Here is a 20,904-nt window from a genome sequence, read left to right as displayed (position 1 = left end):
CCTCTTTTTAAACCAATTATTTCAATTTAAGCTTAGCCAGTGCCTCTGCAAGCTCCGAGTTCAAAGGTTTTTCTGCTTCCCTTTTCATCTTCTTCATGTAATTTGAAACTTCTCGCTTGTTAACCTTACTATTTTCTCCCTTAAATCTTTTCTGGAAAGTTGAGTATTTTTCTCTAAAGCTACAAGTAGTGCAGACATATATTCTGCCCTCTCCTTCTCCTCTAAGCTCTAGCTTTTTATGACATTCAGGGCATCTAACATTTGTAAATAATGCTGTGTTTTCTCTGTAACCGCATTCTCTATCTTGGCAGACAAGCATTCTTCCTCTTTTTCCATTTACCTGAAGCATGTATTTTCCGCATCTAGGACATTTAGTTCCTGTTAAATTGTCATATTTAAATTTATCTGTACTTCCCTTTACATCATCAACAAGCTTTGAAGCATAACCCTTTATTTCATTTACAAAGCTTTCACCCTTTAACCTGCCCTTGCTTATATCTTCAAGTTGAGATTCCCATTTAGCAGTCAAAAGCGGTGATTTTAAGTCGGAAGGAACCAAGTTAACAAGCTGTTTTCCCTTTGAAGTAGGAACTATTTCCTTTCCTTTTTTCTCTACATAAAAGGTCTTATAAAGCTTTTCTATTATATCTGCTCTTGTTGCAACAGTTCCAAGTCCACCTGTCTCTCCCAGAGTTTTAGCCGAGTTTTTATCCATACTTACATACTTTTGAGGATTTTCCATAGCAGATAGCAGTGTTGCTTCCGTAAATCTTGCAGGTGGTTTAGTTTGACCTTTGTGTATATTAACAGAAGAAAAGCTTATATCCTCTCCCTTAACTATTTGTGGAAGAGTCTGGTCTTTTATTTCAGCTTTTTCTTCAAAATCTTCGCTCTTGTCATATACTTCTTTCCAGCCCTTTGACTTAACAACCTTACCCCTTGCTGTAAAAATTTCTCCACTTACTTCTGCTTTTACCGTTGTTTGAATGTATTCAAAAGGTGGCAGCATTATGCTTAAAAATCTTTTTACAACTAAATCATATATCTTAAACTCCTCATTGCTTAGAGCACCTAATGCTGGTCTTTCCTCTGTTGGAATTATTGCATAGTGATCAGTTACCTTACTATCATCCACAAATCCTTTGTGTGCATTTATTTTATTTTTTAGTATCTGTGCTGCAAATCTAGAATATTTACCTATAGATATAGCTCTAAGTCTATCTGGAAGTGTTGCCACAACATCACGAGGTATATATCTTGAATCCGTTCTAGGATAAGTTAAAAGTTTATGATTTTCATAAAGTCTCTGCATTATAGACAAAGTTTCCTTTGCTGAAAATCCAAAAAATCTATTGGCATCTCTTTGAAGCTCTGTTAAATCATAAAGTGCAGGGGAATACTTTTTCTTTTTACTTTCTGTAACTTCTATTATTTTTCCCTTTGCTCCTTTAACCTTTGCTTCAATTTTTTCAGCTCTATCCTTATTAAATATCTTAAAGTCCCCTGTTTTATCGTGCCAGTTCATAGCAAAGTTTTTTGTCTTTCCTTCAATAGTATAATAATCCTTTGGTTTAAACTTTCTAATTTCCTCTTCCCTTGAAACAATCATATATAATGTAGGAGTTTGAACTCTTCCTGCTGAAAGCTGTGCATTATATTTGCATGTTAAAGCACGTGTAACATTAAGTCCAACAAACCAATCAGCCTCCGAGCGGCATTTTGCAGACTTATACAAATTCTCGTACTCACGTCCTGGTCTTAAGTGTGCAAAGCCATCTTTTACTGCCCTATCAGTTTGAGATGATATCCAGAGACGTTTTATTGGCTTTTTCCACTTTGCCATTTCAATTATCCATCTAGCTACAAGCTCTCCTTCACGTCCTGCATCGGTAGCTATTACAAGTTCATCTAAATCTTTTCTCTCCATTACTTTTTTAATATCATAAAAATGCTTAGAAGTCTTTTTTAAAACAGCAAGCTTCATGTTTTTAGGAAGCATAGGTAATGTGTCCATGCTCCATTTTTTATATTTTTCACCGTAGCTTTCAGGGTCAGCTAAAGATACCAAATGTCCAAGTGCCCAGATTACTACATATTTATTTCCTTCTAAATAACTTTTTTTATTAATATTAGCTTTTAAAACCTTGGCAATATCCCTTGCAACACTAGGTTTTTCTGCTAAAACAAGTGTCTTACCCATAATATCATCCTTTCATATACATCTACATCATATCATATATCATCATAAACTCATAATTGATAATTTATATACATATTGTTAACAAAATTTCCATTATAACTTAAAAAATCGCATATACAATATAAATATCTATAAAGTTCTTGGTAAAGGAGGAATTAACATTGAAAAGTAAATTAAATTTATCAAAAGACCGTATATATTTATGCTTAATTTTACTGCTATCATTTATATTAAATTTTGCTAATCTAGGCATTGAGGGCTATGGCAACACCTATTATGCCGCTGGTGTAAAAAGTATGATTATGAATTTTAAAAATTTCTTTTTTGTTTCCTTTGATCCATCAGGTTTCGTAACAATTGATAAACCACCAGTTGGATTTTGGCTTCAAGCTATATGTGCAAAAATTTTTGGTTTCACCGGCTTCAGCATAATTTTGCCTCAAGCTCTCTCGGGTGTCATTTCTGTCTTTTTGATATATTATATCGTAAAAAAATCATTTGGAACGTCAAAAGGCTTACTGGCTGCACTTTGCCTTTCTATAACTCCAATCTTTGTAGCAGCAAGTAGAAACAATACAATAGACAATGATCTAGTTTTATGTTTACTTCTTTCAGTTCTATTTCTAATAAAATCCTTCAAAGGCAGCAGCTTAAAATTTCTCATACTAAGCTTCATATGCATAGGCATAGGTTTTAACGTAAAAATGTCAGAAGCTTACCTCATACTCCCTGCACTATATATAAGCTATTTTCTTTCCTGTAATTTAAATATGAAAAAGAAAATAACCAATCTATGTTGTGCCACGCTTGTACTGGTAATTGTATCTCTATCCTGGGCTTTAACAGTAGATTCCGTTGCTGCTAAAAATAGACCTTTTGTGGGAAGCAGTACAAACAACACCGTTACAGAACTTATATTAGGTCATAACGGTTTTGATAGAGTAAAGTTTAATAAGTTAGTATCATCTTCAAATAAGCATAAAATAAAAATTCATTCAAATAAATTAGCAAATCAACCTCATTCAAATAAAAGAGCTTCATCTGGTTTAAGCAATGAATCAACTCCTGGCTTAACAAGACTTATAGGAAACAATAATATTTCAGATCAAATTGGTTTTCTTATCCCAATAGCAGTGCTGGGCTTCTTAGCTTCAGCTCTAAAAGAAAAATTAACGTTTTCTGTTGATAATGAAAGAAAGATGAGTTTAACACTATTTTTTATCTGGTTTTTTACCGAATTTATATTTTTTAGTTTGTCAAAGGGTTCTTTTCATACCTACTATTTAACTACCATGGCACCACCAATTGCTGCTCTAACTGGAATAGGCATAATTGATATGTGGAATTTTTATAAAAATAAAGACAGGAAAGCTTTCCTATTGCCAGCATCAATCATGATAACAGCTGTAACCCAAATATCGATTTTATACTATAATCACACAAGATCAAAGGGATACATGCCAATAATTGTTCTTACAGGTTTAATATGTTTTATTTTTTCCATACTGCTTATATTCAATCTTTCTAATAGAAAAAGCGAGAAATCTTTTGCAGTATTAGCTTTTATGGGACTTTTAATTGCACCATTTATTTGGTCTTGTTCACCAATATTTTTAAATATGAATTCTTCTAGTCCTTCTGCTGGACTTGAACTCTCATACAACCCTCATCCATTTAAAAGTAAATCTTCAGCCAATGCTAATTCAAAACTAGCAAGATTTTTAGAAACTAATCAATCAGATGAAAAATATCTTGTAGCGGCACCTTCTGCTAATACCTATGCTTCAACTCTAATACTTGAAACAGGAAAACCTGTAATGACCATTGGCGGATTTAGTGGAAATGATAAAATTATCTCTTTAAAAAATTTTGAAAGGGAAGTTTTATCTGGGAAAATTAAATATGCTATATTAGCAAAACAGAATAACAAATTTATATCAAGAAATAATAAAAATGCAGCTATAACAAATTGGATTAAGAAAAATGGAAAAGTTGTTCCCTCATATGAATGGGAAAATACAAAAAATAATTCAAAGACTCCATATAAACTCTATTATTTAGGAATGAACTCCTGAAATAATGCCTAATGCTAGAAAAAATTTTAAGATGTATTTCTGAAATTTTTATGATATAATTTTATCTAACTATAAATTTTTATTAATTTAAATAAAATGCAATGCAGAAAGGAAGTAGTCCGTGTTAACTGTAAATAATGTAAGTTTAAGATATGGCGGAAGAAAATTATTTGAAGACGTAAATTTAAAATTCACTCCTGGCAACTGTTATGGAATAATTGGTGCAAATGGCGCTGGAAAAAGTACTTTTCTCAAAATTTTATCTGGAGAAATAGAGCCAAATACTGGTGATGTTTCTATTGATGCTCAAACTAGAATTTCTGTTTTAAAGCAGGATCACTTTCAATATGATGCCTATGAAGTTTTAGAAACTGTAATAATGGGAAATGACCGACTTTATTCCATTATGAAAGAAAAAGATGCTCTTTATGCTAAATCTGATTTTAATGAAGAAGACGGAATTAAAGCCTCAACTCTTGAAGGGGAATTTGCTGAGCTAAACGGCTGGGAAGCAGAATCAGATGCAGCTATGCTTCTTCAAGGTCTTGGAATTGGAACAGAACTTCACACTAAAAAAATGTCAGAACTAACAGGATCAGAAAAGGTAAAAGTCCTTCTTGCGCAGGCACTTTTCGGAAATCCTGGAATACTACTTTTAGATGAACCTACAAACCACCTTGACATAAAATCAATTGCCTGGCTTGAAGAATTTTTAATAAATTTTGAGGGAACCGTTATCGTTGTATCCCATGACAGGCATTTCTTAAATAAAGTTTGTACTATGATTGCCGATGTAGACTACGGCAAAATAACCTTATATGTTGGTAACTATGACTTCTGGTATAAATCAAGTACACTAGCCCTTGAAATGGCAAAGGATCAAAACAAGAAAAAAGAAGAAAAGATAAAAGACCTAAAGGACTTCATAGCACGTTTCAGTGCAAATGCTTCAAAGTCCAAACAGGCAACTTCACGTAAAAAGATGCTTGATAAATTAACTCTAGAAGATATAAAGCCATCAAATAGAAAGTATCCATTTGTACACTTTAAACCTGAAAGAGAACCTGGAAATGATATTTTAACAGTAGAAAATCTATCTAAAACCATAGATGGCGAAAAAGTTTTAAATAATGTAAGTTTCATAGTATCCAAGGATGATAAAATTGCTTTAGTTGGAGACAACGAAATAGCTAAAACTACACTATTTAAAATACTTTCAGGAGAAATGCAGCCAGACAGTGGAAGCTTTAAATGGGGAATAACTATAACAAATGCTTATTTTCCAAAAGACAACTCAGAATACTTTAATGACTGTGATTTAGATTTAGTTGACTGGCTCCGTCAATACTCAGACGAAAAATCAGAAACATATATAAGGGGCTTTTTAGGTAGAATGTTATTTTCAGGTGAAGAAGCTCTAAAAAAAGCAAGCGTACTTTCCGGAGGCGAAAAGGTAAGATGTATGCTATCAAAAATGATGCTCTCCAGCGCAAACTTTTTGATGTTTGATGAACCAACAAACCATCTTGACCTTGAATCCATAACAGCTTTAAATAATGGTTTAACTAGCTACAAAGGCAATTTAATCTTTACATCGCATGATCATGAATTCGTTCAAACTATAGCAAACAGAATAATTGAAATAACAGCTGACGGAATCATCGATAAAAAATGCACATATGATGAATACCTGCAAATCGGCTAATTAATAGAAGTAATAGTATTTTGAAACATTAAATAAGTTCATAAGACTAAGCCCCCAATAATTGAAATTTCTTAGATTTTAATTATTGGGGGCTTAACTTTATATAGTCTTTTAATTGAAATTTTCCGTAGCGTAACAAAAGAAAATCCTCCTTGCCTTTACCTTTTATGTGAAGTAACAGTATTTTCAAAACGATTTAAATAAAACTCAATAAGACTTTGCCTCAAATAATGAGAAGACTTAGTAATTTTAATTTGTTTGAGCTTTTTTTCAGCGAGTTATTAAAATTTCTTAGTCTTTTCATTATTAAAAGCTTAACCACATATAAGTCTTTAATTCAGATTTCCGGTAGCGAAGCGGAAGAAAATCTTCCTTGCCTTTACCCTTTATGTGAATTAAGAGTATTTTAAGAACGATTTAAATAAAACTCAATAAGACTTTGCCTCAAATAATGAAAAGACTTAGTAATTTTAATTTGTTTGAGCTTTTTTTCAGCGAGTTATTAAAATTTCTTAGTATTTTCATTATTTGAGGCTTAGTCTTATGAGTTTTATTTAATGTTCTAAAATACTCTTAATTCACACCATCTATGATTTCTACTGCTCTGCCGTATTTGTCTTTAAGTTTCTCATCTATATTTTGGTCTGTAATAATTCCTGTTATATCTCTTAATCTATAAAAACTAAAAAAGTCACCCTTTTCGATTTTAGTGCTGTCACATAATACATATTTTTTTTCTGCATTATCAAGAATAATCTTCTGGCATACTCCCTCTTCTTCATTAGATGTTGTTATGTTGTCATTAAAAATACCATTAGTGCCAACAAATGCTATTTTAATTCTCATACTTTTTAACATTTCATTTGTAAAGCTGCCAACAAAAACATCTGTACGTGAACGGTATCTACCTCCCACTAATATTAATTCAAATCTTTTGTCATCTTTAAATCTTAAAAAAACTGGCATTGAATTTGTTATAACCTTGGCATATGGAACATTTAAATAATCATATATAAATTCTGTCGTAGTTCCAGGTCCTATGTATATTATATCGTTCTCCTGTACCATATTTGCCGCTAGCTTTGCAATGTACCTTTTTTCCTCAATATTTATCTTTCTTTTTTCATTGCTTGAAAGTTCTTTAAAATTATTTTCACTTTTCTTTTCTACCTTTTTTGCTCCACCATAAATTCTTTTAAGAAGCCCTCTTTCTTCAAGAACTTTTAAATCTCGTCTTATAGTTATTTCTGTTACCCCAAGTTTTTTATTTATATCCGTTATCTTTATTATGTTATTATCGTTCAGCATATCCAATATCTTTTGAAATCTTTCTTCTTTTAACATACACATAATCCTCCAAAAATATAATACATCTTATTATATATTATCACTTATAATAAAAAATTTTAAGCAAATTTTATTTAGATAATTAACCTTTTAACAAATAAATTTCTTTTTAATATTACAATTCTCAATATATGCCTTTACTTTTGCGTAGTAATCGCTTACTATATTTATAGAGGGGGAATAATGATGGATACTATAAATATGTTAAAAGCAGAATTCAAAAACGTTTTTGGAAAGGTCAATGAAAATGTTTTCTTTGCACCAGGAAGAGTTAATTTAATTGGTGAACATACAGATTATAATGGTGGTAACGTTTTTCCATGTGCACTTGATATTGGTACTTACGGATTAGTTGCTAAAAGATCTGATAAGAAAGTACTGGCCTATTCTCTTAACTTCAAAAATTTAGGTGTCACAGAATTTAATTTAGACAATTTAAAAAACACCACGAAAAATAGATGGGTTAACTACCCAAAAGGTGTTATAGATATCTTTAAAAAACACAACTACAAAATAGATAATGGTTTCGAAATCCTTTTCTATGGGAATATACCAAACGGTGCTGGACTATCATCTTCGGCTTCTATAGAGGTTTTAACAGGAACTATATTAAATGATCTTTTTAAATTAAATATAAATATGATTGACATAGTAAAGATGTGCCAGGAAGCAGAGAACTCATTCATCGGTGTAAACTGCGGCATCATGGACCAATTTGCTGTAGGCATGGGTAAAAAGGATTGCGCTGTATTACTTGATTGCAATACTCTAAAATATTCTTACAGTAAAATAAATATGAATGGCTATAAAATAGTTATAGCTAACACAAATAAGCACCGAGGTTTAGCTGATTCAAAATACAATGAAAGACGCAGCCAGTGTGAAGCTGCATTAAAAGAAATACAGAAAGTAAAAAAAATAAATGCACTTGGTGAACTTACAGAAAAAGATTTTGAAGCAGTTAAGAATTGCATTTTAGATCCTATAATATTAAAAAGAGCTAAGCATGCTGTTTATGAAAATGAAAGAACTTTAAAAGCAGTTAAAGCCCTTCAGCGTAATGATTTAATTACTTTTGGAAAACTAATGAACGCTTCTCATGTTTCTTTGAGAGATGATTATGAAGTTACTGGCATAGAACTAGATACCCTTGCTTCGCTGGCATGGCAGTGTGAAGGTGTTATAGGAGCCCGCATGACAGGTGCTGGTTTTGGCGGCTGTACCGTTAATATCGTTAAGGAAGATTGCATAGATAATTTTACAGAAACTATAAAAGCAAAATATAAAAAAGAAATCGGTTATGATCCAAGTTTCTATATTGTATCTATTGCTGATGGTGCTAGAAAAATAGTTTAAACATTAAGGAAATGGTTTTTAATACTAGGGGGCATAAAAATGGTTAATCATGAAATAAATAGGCTCTTAAACTTTGCCTTAAAAAAAGGTCTTATATCTGAAGATGATAAAATTTATTCTTCTAATATGCTTATAGGTTTATTAGGGCTTGAAAACTTTGAGACTGAAAAAATAGATGAAAATTTAGATACGCCTACATCTATTTTACAAAATCTATTAAATTATGCAGTAGAAAAAAAATTTATAGAAGATACTGTAGCCGAAAAAGATTTATTTGATACAAAAATAATGAATTGCGTTATGCCAAGACCATCTGAGATCATAAAAAAGTTTAATAACCTTCTTCTAGATTCTCCACAAAAGGCTACTGATTACTATTATAATTTAAGTATAGCTTCAAACTATATAAGAAAGAATAGAATTGATAAAAATATAATATGGAAGACGAATACTGAATATGGAGATCTAGATATAACTATAAATTTATCTAAACCAGAAAAGGATCCAAGAGATATTGCAAAAGCGAAATCATTTAAGTCTACATCATATCCAAAATGTCTTTTGTGCAAAGAAAATGAGGGTTTCTACGGAAATATTAATCATCCTGCAAGACAAACACTTAGGCTAATTCCTCTTACACTTAATAATAACAAATGGTTTTTGCAATACTCTCCCTATACTTATTATAATGAGCATTGTATAATATTAAATAGTAAACATATACCAATGAAAATTAGCAGGAAAACTTTCGAAAACTTGCTGGCTTTTACAGATATATTGCCACACTACTTTGCCGGTTCTAATGCAGATCTCCCAATAGTAGGCGGATCAATATTATCTCATGATCACTATCAAGGTGGCAGATATACCTTTGCAATGGAAAAAGCTCCTGTAGAAAAAAATTATTCTATAAAGGGATATGAGGATGTAAACGTTGGAAGAGTTAAATGGCCTATGTCTGCCATTAGAATTTCATCTGATAATAAAATTAAACTTATAGATTTGGCTGAACATATATTATCTTCATGGCGAAATTACTCAGATGAATCACAAAACATATTAAGTCATACAAATGGTGAACTTCACAACACAATAACTCCTATTGCTAGAAAAAGAAATGACAAATACGAATTTGATTTAGTTTTGAGGAATAATAGGACAAGTGATGAATACCCACTTGGAATATTTCATCCACATAGCGAAGTCCATCATATAAAGAAGGAAAATATAGGTCTCATTGAGGTAATGGGATTAGCCGTTCTTCCTGCAAGACTTAAATCTGAACTTAATTTGTTAAAAACTTGTTTAATTCAAAGACAAGATGATATTTCAAAAAATGAAAGCATATCAAAACACAGTGCCTGGTATAAATACCTTCTAAATAGATACAATAATATAACAGAAAAAAATGCCGATGATATTTTACAAAAAGAAGTAGGCATCACATTTTTACAGGTACTAACACATGCTGGTGTATTTAAGCGAAATCCAAGTGGCCTATCCGCTTTTGATAAATTTATTAATATATTATAAGGTGATGAAAATTATGAAAACAACTATACTTGAAGTAGCAAAAAAAGCAAACGTGTCTGTTGCAACTGTTTCTAGGGTAATGAACGAAAACTATCCTGTAAAAGCAGAAACACGTGAAAAAGTTCTTGATGCAATAAAAGAATTACATTATATACCTAATATGCAGGCACGTGAGCTAACTCAAAAGAAATCTGCTACTATAGGTATAGTTTCTCCAAGCATTAATAATATGTTTTTCACAGAAGTTATTAATGGTATAGATAACTGTTTAAAAGATAAGTCTTTATCTATGTTACTAACCTGCTCAAACGATAATGCTGCAGAAGAAAAAAAGTGTTTAACTAATTTAATATCAAGAAATGTAGCCGGAATAATCATAATTACTCCTAATACTTCTAATATAAAACACGGTTTTTATGACAATATAGCAAATGAAATACCAATTGTATTTATAAACGGCTATAATGTAGATTCTAACATATCCTGTGTTTCAAACGATGAGGCAATGGGTGCAAAACTTGCCCTAAAGTATCTCCTGAATAAGAATCATAAAGAAATCTTATTTGTAAGAGGTAAAAACAGTTACTCTTATGATATTAAGGAGAAGATTTACAAAGACACCATGGAAAAATTGCAGCTTTTTAATCCTGACAATATTATTAGCATAGGAGATGGAAACAGCAATGATACTGTTGATAATACCGCTAATATTTTTTCAAAACTCTTAAAAAAGTGCCATGCAACAGCAGCTTTAGCCTGCAATGATCTAATGGGTGTTGGTATATTAAATGCTTGTAAGAAGTTAAACATAGGAGTACCAGATGATTTTTCTATAATAGGTTATGATAATATATCTTTAAGTAAATTCGTAGAACCAAAATTAACAACTGTAGATCAAAATATGTTCCTTCTTGGAACTAATGCTGCAGATTTATTAATAGAAAAAATTAATTGTAACAACAAATATAGCAAGAGAATTATATTAAATAATTATATAGTTGAAAGAAATACTGTAAGTCATATATAACTTACAGTATTTTTACTTTTTTTAATAAATAATATAACCATACTACAATATTTAAATTTTCAACTTTATAGTTAACTTTATATAAATCAATAAAAAAGCATCTTCAAATGTTAATTACAAAAAACATTTGAAGATGCTTTTTTTATGAGTGAAAATATATTTAAATTTAATGTGTGTGTGGACATATTAAATTTTAATACTCTATTTGACTAGCATCTACTATACTCTTACTTTCAGATACTTTTTTAAACCAATAAGCGCTTTTCTTAGGATATCTTTTTTGATCCTTAAAGTCTATATAAAAGAATCCATAACGCTTATTGTATCCATTACTCCAAGATAGTACATCCATAAGCGACCATGCAAAGTATCCTTTTACAACTACTCCTTCGCTCTTAGCCTTTAAAATAGCCTCAAGATGCTGCTTAATATAATCTATACGTGGAGTATCATCTATCTTACCATTCTCAAAATCATCTTTATATCCCATACCATTTTCAGTAATATATACTTTTTTATAATTTGGATAATCATTTTTAATTCTTACAAGCATATCATGAAGTCCCTTTGGATAAATTGGCCAATCCCAATCTGTTGTTGGAACTTTAGGATTATTAACACGCTCTCCTATTCCCTTAAGTGCAAATATATTTGTTCCTTTTTCTCCTGTTCCATTATGGTGTATTTTACTTTCTCCATCATATGCTTTTAGAAAATGACTGGAATAATAATTCATTCCAAGGAAATCAATTTTTTTAGCTGCTGACTTAAGCACATCCAAATCACCATCATAAATTTTAAGTTTTCCATTATTTTTAGTCATAATCTCATTAATTGTTTCAATGGTTTCCTTTGGATATTCACCTTTAAAACATGCATCAAGCATAAATTTATTTGACAGCGTATAATCTAAATAAGCTGCTCTCTTATCTTCCTCTGAATCACTTATAGGACATTTTCCTTCAAGTGTATGAACAATTCCAATCTCACCATTAAGTTTCATACTTTTATATAATTCAACTACCTTAGCATGTGCTACCATCATATTATGCATGGTTTGAACAGCTTTTGGTATATTGTATTTTTCGTTTGGTGGAAAATCTCCCTGTATATAACCGTTTTGTGCAACAGCCCAAGCTTCATTAAAGGTAGCCCACTTCTTAACTCTATCTCCAAAATTCTCAAAACAAATCTTTGCATACCTAACAAAATGACCTATGTTATCTCTATTTAGCCAATCTCCACTTTTAAATATCTTAAGAGGACTATCAAAATGATGCAGAGTAACAAAAGGTTCAACACCATTTTTTATACATTCATCAATAAGATTATTGTAAAATTTAATTCCCTTAGGATTTACTTCACCCGTACCATCTGGAATTATACGTGACCATGCAATAGAAATTCTTATTCCATTTATTCCAAATTCTCTTGATAATTTTAAATCTTCCTTGTATTTGTGGTAAAAGTCACTTGCCGCATCCCCTGTAAATTTGCTCTCAGGCCTATTAAGATATTCATCCCATATACAAGGTCCTTTCCCATCTTCTTTTGTTGCCCCTTCTGCCTGATAAGCTGCTGTTGCTCCACCAAATATGAAATCATCTTCAAATTTTTCCATAAGTTTTACCTCTTTCTTATCCATTTATTATATCTAAAGCAAATTTCAATGCCCCTGCAGGATTTCTTGTTAAATTAACATATTCTTTACCAGAAGTTGTTGCTGACTTTGTTCCCTTTGAAGAACAATCGGCTTTTAACTCTTCATACATAGATGCCATTTGAGGTGCTAATATTATTAAATCATAATCTGATATTACATCTTTATGCTGGCCATAAGCCATAGCTATAGACTCAACATTTGATCCTGCTTCTTTTGCTCCTTTTGTTATAGCATTTGCAAGCATACTACTTGTAGCTCCACTTGCGCAAAGTACTAAAACTAACTTCTTCTTATCATCTTTATTTCCTTCATTAATCTTAGGAACTTCTTCTACTACTGGTACTGGTTTTACTTCTACTTTTTTAGCTGTTTTTTCTTCTGTTTCAACTTCTTCATGTCTTTCAGCTTCTGCAACCACTAATTCTCTATCATATACCTTAAAGAATGGATAGTACATTACAAAATCAACTACTAATAACAAAGGTGCTAGTACAAATGCTAGTTTGGCAAATCCTGTTCCTAATATTAATCCTAAAGGTGCTGGAGTTGTCCATGGTATTATATATATAAATCCGTTCATTCCTAAATTATCTATAAAGAATTTAAATATCCATACATTAAATATTGGAGTAAGTATAAATGGTACAAAGAACACAGGGTTCAAAACAATTGGTGCTCCGAATAATACCGGCTCATTTACTGCAAATGATACTGGAATTATAGAAGCTCTACCTACCGCTTTTAATTGCTTTGATTTAGCTAAGAAAGCAAACATAACTGTAAGCATTAATGTAGCACCAGTACCACCAATTGTTGCTACGAAATATGAAGTTCCATGTGTTAATGCAAATGAAGCATGGTGTCCCGCTTGATACAATTTTAAGTTAGCTTCAACATTTGCAATATATATAGCCGTTACTGCTGGCTCTACTATAGACGGTCCGTGAATACCAACAAACCAGAACATTGCCATTGCACCATATATTACAGCTAGTCCTATATATCCGTCTGCTGCTGTAAATAAAGGTTTTAACACATCTAATATCCATTGACTGAAAACTTCTCCAGCTACATATCTAAATGCTAAATCAACTAGCCAGAAAAATAAAATAGATGCTGCTAGTGGAATTAAATCTGCAAAAGTTTGTGCTACATTATGTGGTACTTCATCCGGTAATTTAATAGTTACATTATTTTTTACAAATACCTTATATATATTAGGAACTATAAATGCAACAACAAATGCTGATAACAATCCTTTGGTTCCCATATAATCACTTGAAAATCCACCCTTAACTGAATCTACAGCTATTAATAAAAAACAGCATATAGATACAATCATTACTGATACATTATTTATTTGTCTAAGCTTAGGAAGTTTACCATTAATGCTATCAGTTAAACTCTTGGCAATAGTTGCTACCATTAATACTGCTAAAATTCCCATGGAATAATTATATGCCTTCATAAGAGTATTACTAACATTATTAGGCCAATAAAATCCCCATATATTAGGAACATCTGCTATAAGTAGAAAAATACTAGAAAATAAGATAATAGGCATACAACTTAAGAATCCATCTCTTATAGCTCGTAAGTAGGGATTATTGGAAACCTTCTCAAAAAACGGTTTCATTTTTTCAATTAGTGCAATTAATTTTTTCATTTTGTAATTCCCCCCTTAGTTTGTTATTTATTAACCTTTTTATATAAATTAATTAAATTCTTTACAAGATCTCTTAAAAGCATAACTGTCATCAAATGATCTTGGGCATGTACTATTAAGAAACTTACATCTATTTTTTCTCCTGCTGCTTCCATTTGTATCATTTTTGTTTGAACATTGTGTGCGTCAGTTATAAGTTCATTTCCTTCTTTAATTAAAGCTTCTGCCTTATCATAGTCTGAATCATTAGCAGCATTTAAAGCCTCTATATATTTTGACCTTGCATCGCCAGCATAAGCAACTATCTCCATTGTAGTCATCTCTAAATCTTCATTACTCATAATATCATTCCTCCACTTTAATAATTTTCAATTTAATATTGTTATTTTAGTTTGTGCACTACATTTTATCCTATTTGATATGTTACAGTATCTAGATGTCAATGTTCTACTTTAATAACTGTCATTAGTATACCTACAAACAAAACTCAACTTAAACTTAATCATTTAAGTTTTATACATGACCTTCATATCATAATGCTTAATACACATTTTAATTTTTATAAACGCTTAATTTTAGCCTTAGATATCGTTTTCTATAAGCTTAAATTTTATGTGTTGTTTTCGTTTACATTTATATAATATATCTTTCTGACATCTTTGTCAATTACATTAATGTAATATTTTTATTTTATTTTTGTTCTGTTTTTGTTCTATAAAATACTGTTTCTTATTATAAATCATCATTATTATTAAAAAGTCACCACTTTTCATGTAAAAAATCGTTTACATGGAAATTATTCCATGTTATAATTTTGTTAAAAAGTATTATAGCCTAAGTTTATACTTTTTTTGCTAAATAGCCTTTTATAAATAGAAATACTTATTTATTACTATCTATAGAAAGCGATTTCTACTAAATCTATTAAGTGGAGGGATTATATTATGTTAAAAAAATTTATCAAACTAACTTTATCTACATTGTTATGTACTTCTTTATGTATTGGTACATCTCTATCTTTTTCAAATACAGTTTCTGCTGCATCTGTTTTTGCAAAAGGAGCTGATGTTGGATTATTAAGCCAGCTAGAAAGTAGAGGAATAAAGTGGGAAGATACCAATGGGAAGCAGCGCGATGCTTTAGAAATATTAAAAAAACACGGTATAAATTCTGTAAGACTAAGAGTTTTTGTAAATCCACCTTCTAATTTTCAATGGACAAAAAGAGATGGGACAACCTGCCTTTTAGGTTATTGTGATACAAAAGGTGTAGTTTACATGGCAAAACGTGCAAAAAAATTAGGTATGAGGATAATGATTGATTTTCATTATAGTGATCATTTTGCAGATCCCTCTTATCAAGATAAACCAGCAGCATGGGCAAATGATGACTTTAATCAATTACAGAATGATGTTTACAGCCACACACATTATGTAATGTCAGCTCTTAAGAATGAAGGCATAACCCCTGATTGGGTACAAGTAGGTAATGAAATTAATAGTGGATTACTTTGGCCTGATGGAAATTACAAGAACTTTTCAAACTGGGCTGCATTAACAAATGAGGGCTATAATGCTGTAAAAGATGTAAGTCCATCTTCAAAAGTAATTATTCATTTATCAAGCGGTGCTAATAACTCTCTTTATAGATGGGCTTTTGACAATCTCACAAAAGCTGGCGCTAAATTTGATGTAATAGGCATGTCATATTATCCATATTGGGACAATGTTGATTATACTCAAAATATTAATGCTTTAAAATTCAATTTGAATGATATGGTATCACGTTATGGGAAACAAGTTATGATTACCGAAATAGGCGGCCCTGAAAGCAATCCTACTAACACTTGCAATATGATAAAAGCCGTTAACAAATTAGTAAAAGATGTTCCTAAGAAAAATGGCCTTGGTGTATTTTATTGGGAGCCTGAAGCTAATTCAAGTGTTTTACCTGATTCATATCCACTAGGTCTATGTACTAAAGTTTCTAATAATGTTTTACAATTTACATCAGCTATAAAAGCCTTTAAGTAAATAGAAGGAACAATGCTTTGGAACGTTAAAAAAATTCTATAAATCTAAGATAAAAAAACAGAAAATGCTAAGAGTTTTGAATAACTCACTAGCGTTCAAACAAATTCAAAACTCTTAGCATTTTCTGTTTTTTTATCAAGATTTATTAGAATTTTTTTAAATCGTTCCTTCAGTATTGTTCCTTCTATTTAAGAGTAAATCAAGGTAAAAATTCCTCCGTGCCTACGGAATTTTGAACATAGATAATGTGTACTAGCCATCATTAATCTGTGTGGTAATGACATCACTTGGCCTGTCATTAGGTGGAAGCTTGCTTTTGGCATTAGAATTCTATGTTAAAACAGTGCTTGTATTTGTTTAAGAAAGATATTTTGTAAAACCTAAAACAATAAAAAAAACTTATTGTTCTAGCAATTTTTAAACCACCAGTACAATAAGCTCTTTTAGACCATTTTAAATTCTCTGTATTTTAACTTTTTCCATTATATCTTTAACAGTATTAGCTTCAACCCAACCTGTTTCTTTTATCATAGCATTTGCTGTACCACAGGCTGTACCAAGTGCTATGATTTTCTCAATATTATAACCTCTTTCTATTCCAACTGCAAAACCACCAACTAATGAATCTCCTGAACCTACTGGATTTACTGCATTTACTTTTGGTATTGTTACTCTAAATAGTTTTCTATCAAAACATACCAAAGATCCGCCTGCTCCTAATGATACTATAACACATTTTATTCCGCTGTTATTTAAAGTTTTTACATGACTTATAATATCTTTTTCATCTATTACTGCTTTTCCTGTAAGCATTTCAAGTTCATCCTTATTAGGTTTTATGAGAAATGGTTTTGCTTTTATACCCTCTTTTAATAGTTCTCCGCTCGTATCTAAGAGAAATTTTTTATTCTTTTTATTTGCTTTTTCTATAAGCTCTGCATATATATTTTTAGGCACATTCTTAGGTGCACTTCCTGAGGCAGCTATTACATTGGAGTTGTCCAAAAGCTCATCATAAAGCTTTGCAAATTTATTCTGCTCGTCTAAGGTAACTGCAGGGCCTGGCTCTAAAATTTCTGTCTGAACCAGATCATCTGTTATAAATGCCAGACATTCTCTAGTATCAGCTTTTATTTTAACAAAATTACTTTTTATTCCTATTTGCTTTAACTTATCTTCTATAAATTCGCCTGTTTTGCCGCCAACATAACCTGTTGCGACAATGTCTTCACCAAGAATATGAGCTACATTGGCAACATGAAGGCCTTTGCCCCCTGCTGTATTTTCAACAGCTCTTGCTCTCATTACCTTTCCTTTAACTATATCTTCTATCTCATACCTTTTATCAACAGATGCATTTAAATTAACAATGGTAATCAAGCTTTTCCCTCGCTACCGCACATTTTAATCTTATTAATAACTATTTGTTTCATAGCTTCTTTTCCAGGAGTCATATAATGTCTTGGGTCATTTGCATCTGGATTTTCTTTGAAATATTTTTTAACTGCATTTGCAAAAGGTATTTTTAAATCTGTTGCAATATTTACTTTGCATATTCCAAGTTCAATTGCCTTTTTAACTAAATCTTCAGGTACATCTGAAGCTCCATGAAGTACTAAAGGAATTGATACCTTTTCTCTTATTTCCTTAAGTCTTTCAAAATCAAGCTTTGGTACACCCTTATATAATCCATGAGCAGTACCTATTGCAACTGCTAATGAATCTATTCCTGTTTTCTCTACAAATTCTTTTGCTGAATCAGGGTTAGTATACATTGCATCTTTATCACTTACAACTACACTTTCTTCTCTGCCGCCAAGCATTCCAAGCTCTGCTTCTACAACTGTACCATTTAAATGAGCATATTCTACTACTTCTCTTGTTGTTTTAATGTTGTCTTCAAATGGCATTCTTGATGCATCTATCATTGCGGATGTAAATCCTACGTCTACGCAGTGCTTAAGTCTTTCTACATCTTGAAAATGATCTAAATGCATTGCTATTGGTATATTTGTATGCTTTGCTGCAGCTGCTTTAGCTATAGCTACTAAATAATCCTCACCGCTGTAATCTATAGTTCCAGGAGTTCCTGCAATTATTACTGGTGAATTTAATTCACTGGCTGTTTCAACTACTACTCTAAATGTTTCAAGATTGTGTATATTAAATGCTGGTACTGCATAATGTTCTTTTTGTGCTTTAACCAATAATCCCTTTGTTGTTACTAACATAATTTGATACCTTCCCTTCATAATTTATAGGGTCTGCAACAAAATTTATTTGCAACAGTACGTACAAATTTATTTTTTACACACGAACCCTATTATTTTTAATATCTATTCTCTTGGATATCCTCCGTTGTCCCATTTTTCTAAGAATTCATCAAAGAAATGCTCATTTCCGAATTGCCCCTTATCGTCCTTTATTAGTGAATCAATTCCCTCTATTATTTCTTTATTTTCCTTAGTAGGCTTGTACTGTGCTTCAAGAAAAGCATCTATTATATTCTCAATTAAACCTATTCCTGTTATTCTTCCACCAACAGCTATAATATTTGCATTTAAATATTCTTTTGCATATCTTGCTGTTCCTACATCTCTAACTAATGCTGCTCTTACTCCTTTTACTTTGTTTGCTGAATTTGATATTCCAACTCCAGTTCCACACAAAATAACTCCTAAATCTGCCTCACCTGATGCAACTTTTTCAGCTGCCTTTTTACCATATATAGGATAATGTGTTCTTACAAAATCATAGGTACCATTATCAATAACCTTATGACCTTTTGATTTTAAATACTGTGAAATCTTCATTTTTATATCAGGAACTATATGATCTGAACCAATTGAAATTACCATTTTACTACCTCCTCATAAATTTATAGCATTTTATTTAGCATATCTACTCTTATTTGATGTCTCCCACCAGCGTACTTTTCAGCTATATAAGCATCAAGCATTCCCTCTGCAAGTCTTTTTCCAACAATTCCTGCACCAATTGCAAGCATGTTAGCATTATTATGCTGGCTTGTCATTTTAGATGAATGTTCATCTGAAACTTCCGCACATATTACTCCCTTATGCTTTGCTCCAACCATAAAAGAACCTGCACCATATTCATCTATTGCTATACCTCTTTCTACTTCTTTGTTCATAATTGCTTCTGCAACTAAATTTGCTGATTGTACAAGATTAAGACCTCTTTCTGGAGTTTTATCTATTACTTCAATTCCCTTACCTTCCAGATATTTTTTCAAATGCTCTTTTAATTCAAAGCCATCTGTATCAGATCCTATTGCTATTTTCATAAAATTGCCTCCTTTTATAAATTTCATTCTATTTTTTATATTAAAAACTTTTATATCATTCTCTTCTATGCTATAATGTAGTTTACACACAATATTAATCCACAGAAGAGGAAAATAAACTTTTTTCTTTTGTAATATTTATTTGTCTCATATTATGTATACATAATATGAGATTATTTTTTATCTACAGATTATCTTTACCTTTTTTCCATACTGTTCTTGTAAATCTTCATTTATATTTTCATCTGTAATAACCGCTGTAGCATCACTTAAATTGTAAAAGCTAAAGAAATCTTGCTTACCTATTTTACTGCTGTCACACAATATAATTTTTTTTATTGCATTGTCCATAATTATTCTTTGTGACACGCCTTCTTCTTCATTTGAAGTAGTTATATTATCACCATGTATCCCGTTGGTACCAACAAATGCCATTTTAACTCTCATACTTTTTAAATTTTCATTTGTAAAATTCCCAACAAAGACATCCGTACGTGAACGATATCTCCCGCCAACCAATATAACCTCATAGCGATTGTCATCTTTAAATTTCAAAAAAACTGTCATTGAATTCGTTATTACTTTTACATAAGAAACTTTTAAATAATCGTATATTAACTCACTAGTGGTTCCTGGACCGATGTAGATAATATCATTATCATTAATCATCCTACTGGCTAGCCGGGCAATGTACCTTTTCTGTTCTATATTGATCTTTCTCTTCTCATTATTGGAAAGTTCTTTAAATGTATCGTTAGCTGTTTCTGTGTTTACTTTTTTAGCTCCACCATAGATTCTTTTAATTAGTCCTCTTTCCTCAAGGACTTTTAAATCTCTTCTAACTGTTATTTCAGTAACACCCAACTTTTCATTAATATCCGTTGTTTTTATGATATTATTTTTATTAACACTTTCCAGTATTCTTTGGAATCTTTCTTCCTTAAGCATATTGTATTCCCCCGTAACTAACCATGTGAAATCATATACAAATT

General features: G+C 31.2%; 16 protein-coding genes. 6 read left to right on the top strand and 10 right to left on the bottom strand.

Annotated elements, in window-relative coordinates; genetic code table 11:
* Nucleotides 1-16: 16 nt before the first annotated feature.
* On the bottom strand, nucleotides 17-2,200 hold the full coding sequence (locus BEE63_RS13760) for a DNA topoisomerase III (protein WP_066021931.1): 2,184 nt from the start codon (nucleotides 2,198-2,200) through the stop codon (nucleotides 17-19).
* A gap of 161 nt (nucleotides 2,201-2,361) precedes the next feature.
* Between BEE63_RS13760 and BEE63_RS13755 the strand changes: the two genes are divergently transcribed.
* On the top strand, nucleotides 2,362-4,275 hold the full coding sequence (locus tag BEE63_RS13755) for an ArnT family glycosyltransferase (RefSeq protein WP_066021930.1): 1,914 nt from the start codon (nucleotides 2,362-2,364) through the stop codon (nucleotides 4,273-4,275).
* 121 nt (nucleotides 4,276-4,396) lie between these two features.
* Nucleotides 4,397-5,980 carry an ABC-F family ATP-binding cassette domain-containing protein gene (locus BEE63_RS13750; RefSeq protein WP_066021929.1) on the top strand — a complete coding sequence of 528 codons (1,584 nt, stop codon included), beginning with the start codon at nucleotides 4,397-4,399 and terminating at the stop codon, nucleotides 5,978-5,980.
* A 573-nt stretch (nucleotides 5,981-6,553) separates the two neighbouring features.
* Here BEE63_RS13750 and BEE63_RS13745 read toward each other — a convergent pair.
* Nucleotides 6,554-7,324: a DeoR/GlpR family DNA-binding transcription regulator gene (locus BEE63_RS13745; RefSeq protein WP_066021928.1), complete on the bottom strand. Its 771-nt coding sequence runs from the start codon at nucleotides 7,322-7,324 to the stop codon at nucleotides 6,554-6,556.
* 189 nt (nucleotides 7,325-7,513) lie between these two features.
* Between BEE63_RS13745 and BEE63_RS13740 the strand changes: the two genes are divergently transcribed.
* Genes BEE63_RS13740 through BEE63_RS13730 form a run of 3 tightly spaced genes read left to right on the top strand, consistent with a single transcriptional unit; the run spans nucleotide 7,514 to nucleotide 11,243 of the window.
* The gene (locus tag BEE63_RS13740; protein ID WP_066021927.1) at nucleotides 7,514-8,683 is read left to right on the top strand and encodes a galactokinase; all 1,170 of its coding nucleotides are present in this window, start codon (nucleotides 7,514-7,516) and stop codon (nucleotides 8,681-8,683) included.
* A gap of 39 nt (nucleotides 8,684-8,722) precedes the next feature.
* Nucleotides 8,723-10,216, top strand: a complete 1,494-nt coding sequence (gene galT, locus BEE63_RS13735; RefSeq protein ID WP_066021926.1) for a UDP-glucose--hexose-1-phosphate uridylyltransferase — start codon at nucleotides 8,723-8,725, stop codon at nucleotides 10,214-10,216.
* Nucleotides 10,217-10,229: 13 nt separating this feature from the next.
* Entirely contained in the window at nucleotides 10,230-11,243 is a 1,014-nt protein-coding gene (locus tag BEE63_RS13730; RefSeq protein ID WP_066023239.1) for a LacI family DNA-binding transcriptional regulator, read from the top strand.
* Between the two features lie 193 nt (nucleotides 11,244-11,436).
* On the opposite strand, the gene lacG is transcribed toward BEE63_RS13730, so the two are convergent.
* From lacG to BEE63_RS13715, 3 genes are read right to left on the bottom strand one after another with little or no spacing between them, the layout of a single operon-like run.
* A complete protein-coding gene (gene lacG, locus BEE63_RS13725; RefSeq protein ID WP_066023238.1) occupies nucleotides 11,437-12,864 on the bottom strand; it encodes a 6-phospho-beta-galactosidase in 1,428 nt (475 codons plus the stop codon).
* A gap of 16 nt (nucleotides 12,865-12,880) precedes the next feature.
* Nucleotides 12,881-14,572, bottom strand: coding sequence for a PTS lactose transporter subunit IIBC (locus BEE63_RS13720; RefSeq protein WP_066021925.1), 1,692 nt, complete (start codon nucleotides 14,570-14,572; stop codon nucleotides 12,881-12,883).
* Nucleotides 14,573-14,595: 23 nt separating this feature from the next.
* On the bottom strand, nucleotides 14,596-14,913 hold the full coding sequence (locus BEE63_RS13715; RefSeq protein WP_066021924.1) for a PTS lactose/cellobiose transporter subunit IIA: 318 nt from the start codon (nucleotides 14,911-14,913) through the stop codon (nucleotides 14,596-14,598).
* A gap of 603 nt (nucleotides 14,914-15,516) precedes the next feature.
* On the opposite strand from BEE63_RS13715, the gene BEE63_RS13710 reads away from it, so the two are divergent.
* Nucleotides 15,517-16,605, top strand: a complete 1,089-nt coding sequence (locus BEE63_RS13710; RefSeq protein ID WP_066021923.1) for a glycoside hydrolase family 53 protein — start codon at nucleotides 15,517-15,519, stop codon at nucleotides 16,603-16,605.
* Nucleotides 16,606-17,058: 453 nt separating this feature from the next.
* On the opposite strand, the gene BEE63_RS13705 is transcribed toward BEE63_RS13710, so the two are convergent.
* The 5 genes from BEE63_RS13705 to BEE63_RS13685 form a co-directional block, all read right to left on the bottom strand.
* Nucleotides 17,059-17,985: a 1-phosphofructokinase gene (locus BEE63_RS13705; RefSeq protein ID WP_066021922.1), complete on the bottom strand. Its 927-nt coding sequence runs from the start codon at nucleotides 17,983-17,985 to the stop codon at nucleotides 17,059-17,061.
* Nucleotides 17,982-18,836, bottom strand: a complete 855-nt coding sequence (locus tag BEE63_RS13700) for a tagatose bisphosphate family class II aldolase (protein ID WP_066021921.1) — start codon at nucleotides 18,834-18,836, stop codon at nucleotides 17,982-17,984. The genes BEE63_RS13705 and BEE63_RS13700 overlap by 4 nt, the downstream gene beginning before the upstream one ends.
* A 105-nt stretch (nucleotides 18,837-18,941) precedes the next feature.
* Entirely contained in the window at nucleotides 18,942-19,463 is a 522-nt protein-coding gene (gene lacB, locus BEE63_RS13695; RefSeq protein ID WP_066021920.1) for a galactose-6-phosphate isomerase subunit LacB, read from the bottom strand.
* Between the two features lie 20 nt (nucleotides 19,464-19,483).
* A complete protein-coding gene (gene lacA / locus BEE63_RS13690; RefSeq protein WP_066021919.1) occupies nucleotides 19,484-19,912 on the bottom strand; it encodes a galactose-6-phosphate isomerase subunit LacA in 429 nt (142 codons plus the stop codon).
* A 180-nt stretch (nucleotides 19,913-20,092) separates the two neighbouring features.
* Nucleotides 20,093-20,860 (bottom strand): DeoR/GlpR family DNA-binding transcription regulator, encoded by a 768-nt coding sequence (locus BEE63_RS13685; protein ID WP_066021918.1) that lies wholly within the window; start codon nucleotides 20,858-20,860, stop codon nucleotides 20,093-20,095.
* Nucleotides 20,861-20,904: the final 44 nt, after the last annotated feature.

The organism is Clostridium pasteurianum, assembly GCF_001705235.1.
Lineage (GTDB): Bacteria > Bacillota > Clostridia > Clostridiales > Clostridiaceae > Clostridium_S > Clostridium_S pasteurianum_A.
Note: the sequence above shows the minus strand (reverse complement) of the source record. Positions and strands in the feature narration are given on the sequence as shown.

Coding starts and splice junctions, on each gene's coding strand:
- BEE63_RS13760 (WP_066021931.1), bottom strand. CDS start 2,200: ATGGGTAAGACACTTGTTTTAGCAGAAAAACCTAGTGTTGCAAGGGAT.
- BEE63_RS13745 (WP_066021928.1), bottom strand. CDS start 7,324: ATGTTAAAAGAAGAAAGATTTCAAAAGATATTGGATATGCTGAACGAT.
- BEE63_RS13740 (WP_066021927.1), top strand. CDS start 7,514: ATGGATACTATAAATATGTTAAAAGCAGAATTCAAAAACGTTTTTGGA.
- galT (WP_066021926.1), top strand. CDS start 8,723: ATGGTTAATCATGAAATAAATAGGCTCTTAAACTTTGCCTTAAAAAAA.
- BEE63_RS13730 (WP_066023239.1), top strand. CDS start 10,230: ATGAAAACAACTATACTTGAAGTAGCAAAAAAAGCAAACGTGTCTGTT.
- lacG (WP_066023238.1), bottom strand. CDS start 12,864: ATGGAAAAATTTGAAGATGATTTCATATTTGGTGGAGCAACAGCAGCT.
- BEE63_RS13720 (WP_066021925.1), bottom strand. CDS start 14,572: ATGAAAAAATTAATTGCACTAATTGAAAAAATGAAACCGTTTTTTGAG.
- BEE63_RS13715 (WP_066021924.1), bottom strand. CDS start 14,913: ATGAGTAATGAAGATTTAGAGATGACTACAATGGAGATAGTTGCTTAT.
- BEE63_RS13710 (WP_066021923.1), top strand. CDS start 15,517: ATGTTAAAAAAATTTATCAAACTAACTTTATCTACATTGTTATGTACT.
- BEE63_RS13700 (WP_066021921.1), bottom strand. CDS start 18,836: ATGTTAGTAACAACAAAGGGATTATTGGTTAAAGCACAAAAAGAACAT.
- lacB (WP_066021920.1), bottom strand. CDS start 19,463: ATGGTAATTTCAATTGGTTCAGATCATATAGTTCCTGATATAAAAATG.
- lacA (WP_066021919.1), bottom strand. CDS start 19,912: ATGAAAATAGCAATAGGATCTGATACAGATGGCTTTGAATTAAAAGAG.
- BEE63_RS13685 (WP_066021918.1), bottom strand. CDS start 20,860: ATGCTTAAGGAAGAAAGATTCCAAAGAATACTGGAAAGTGTTAATAAA.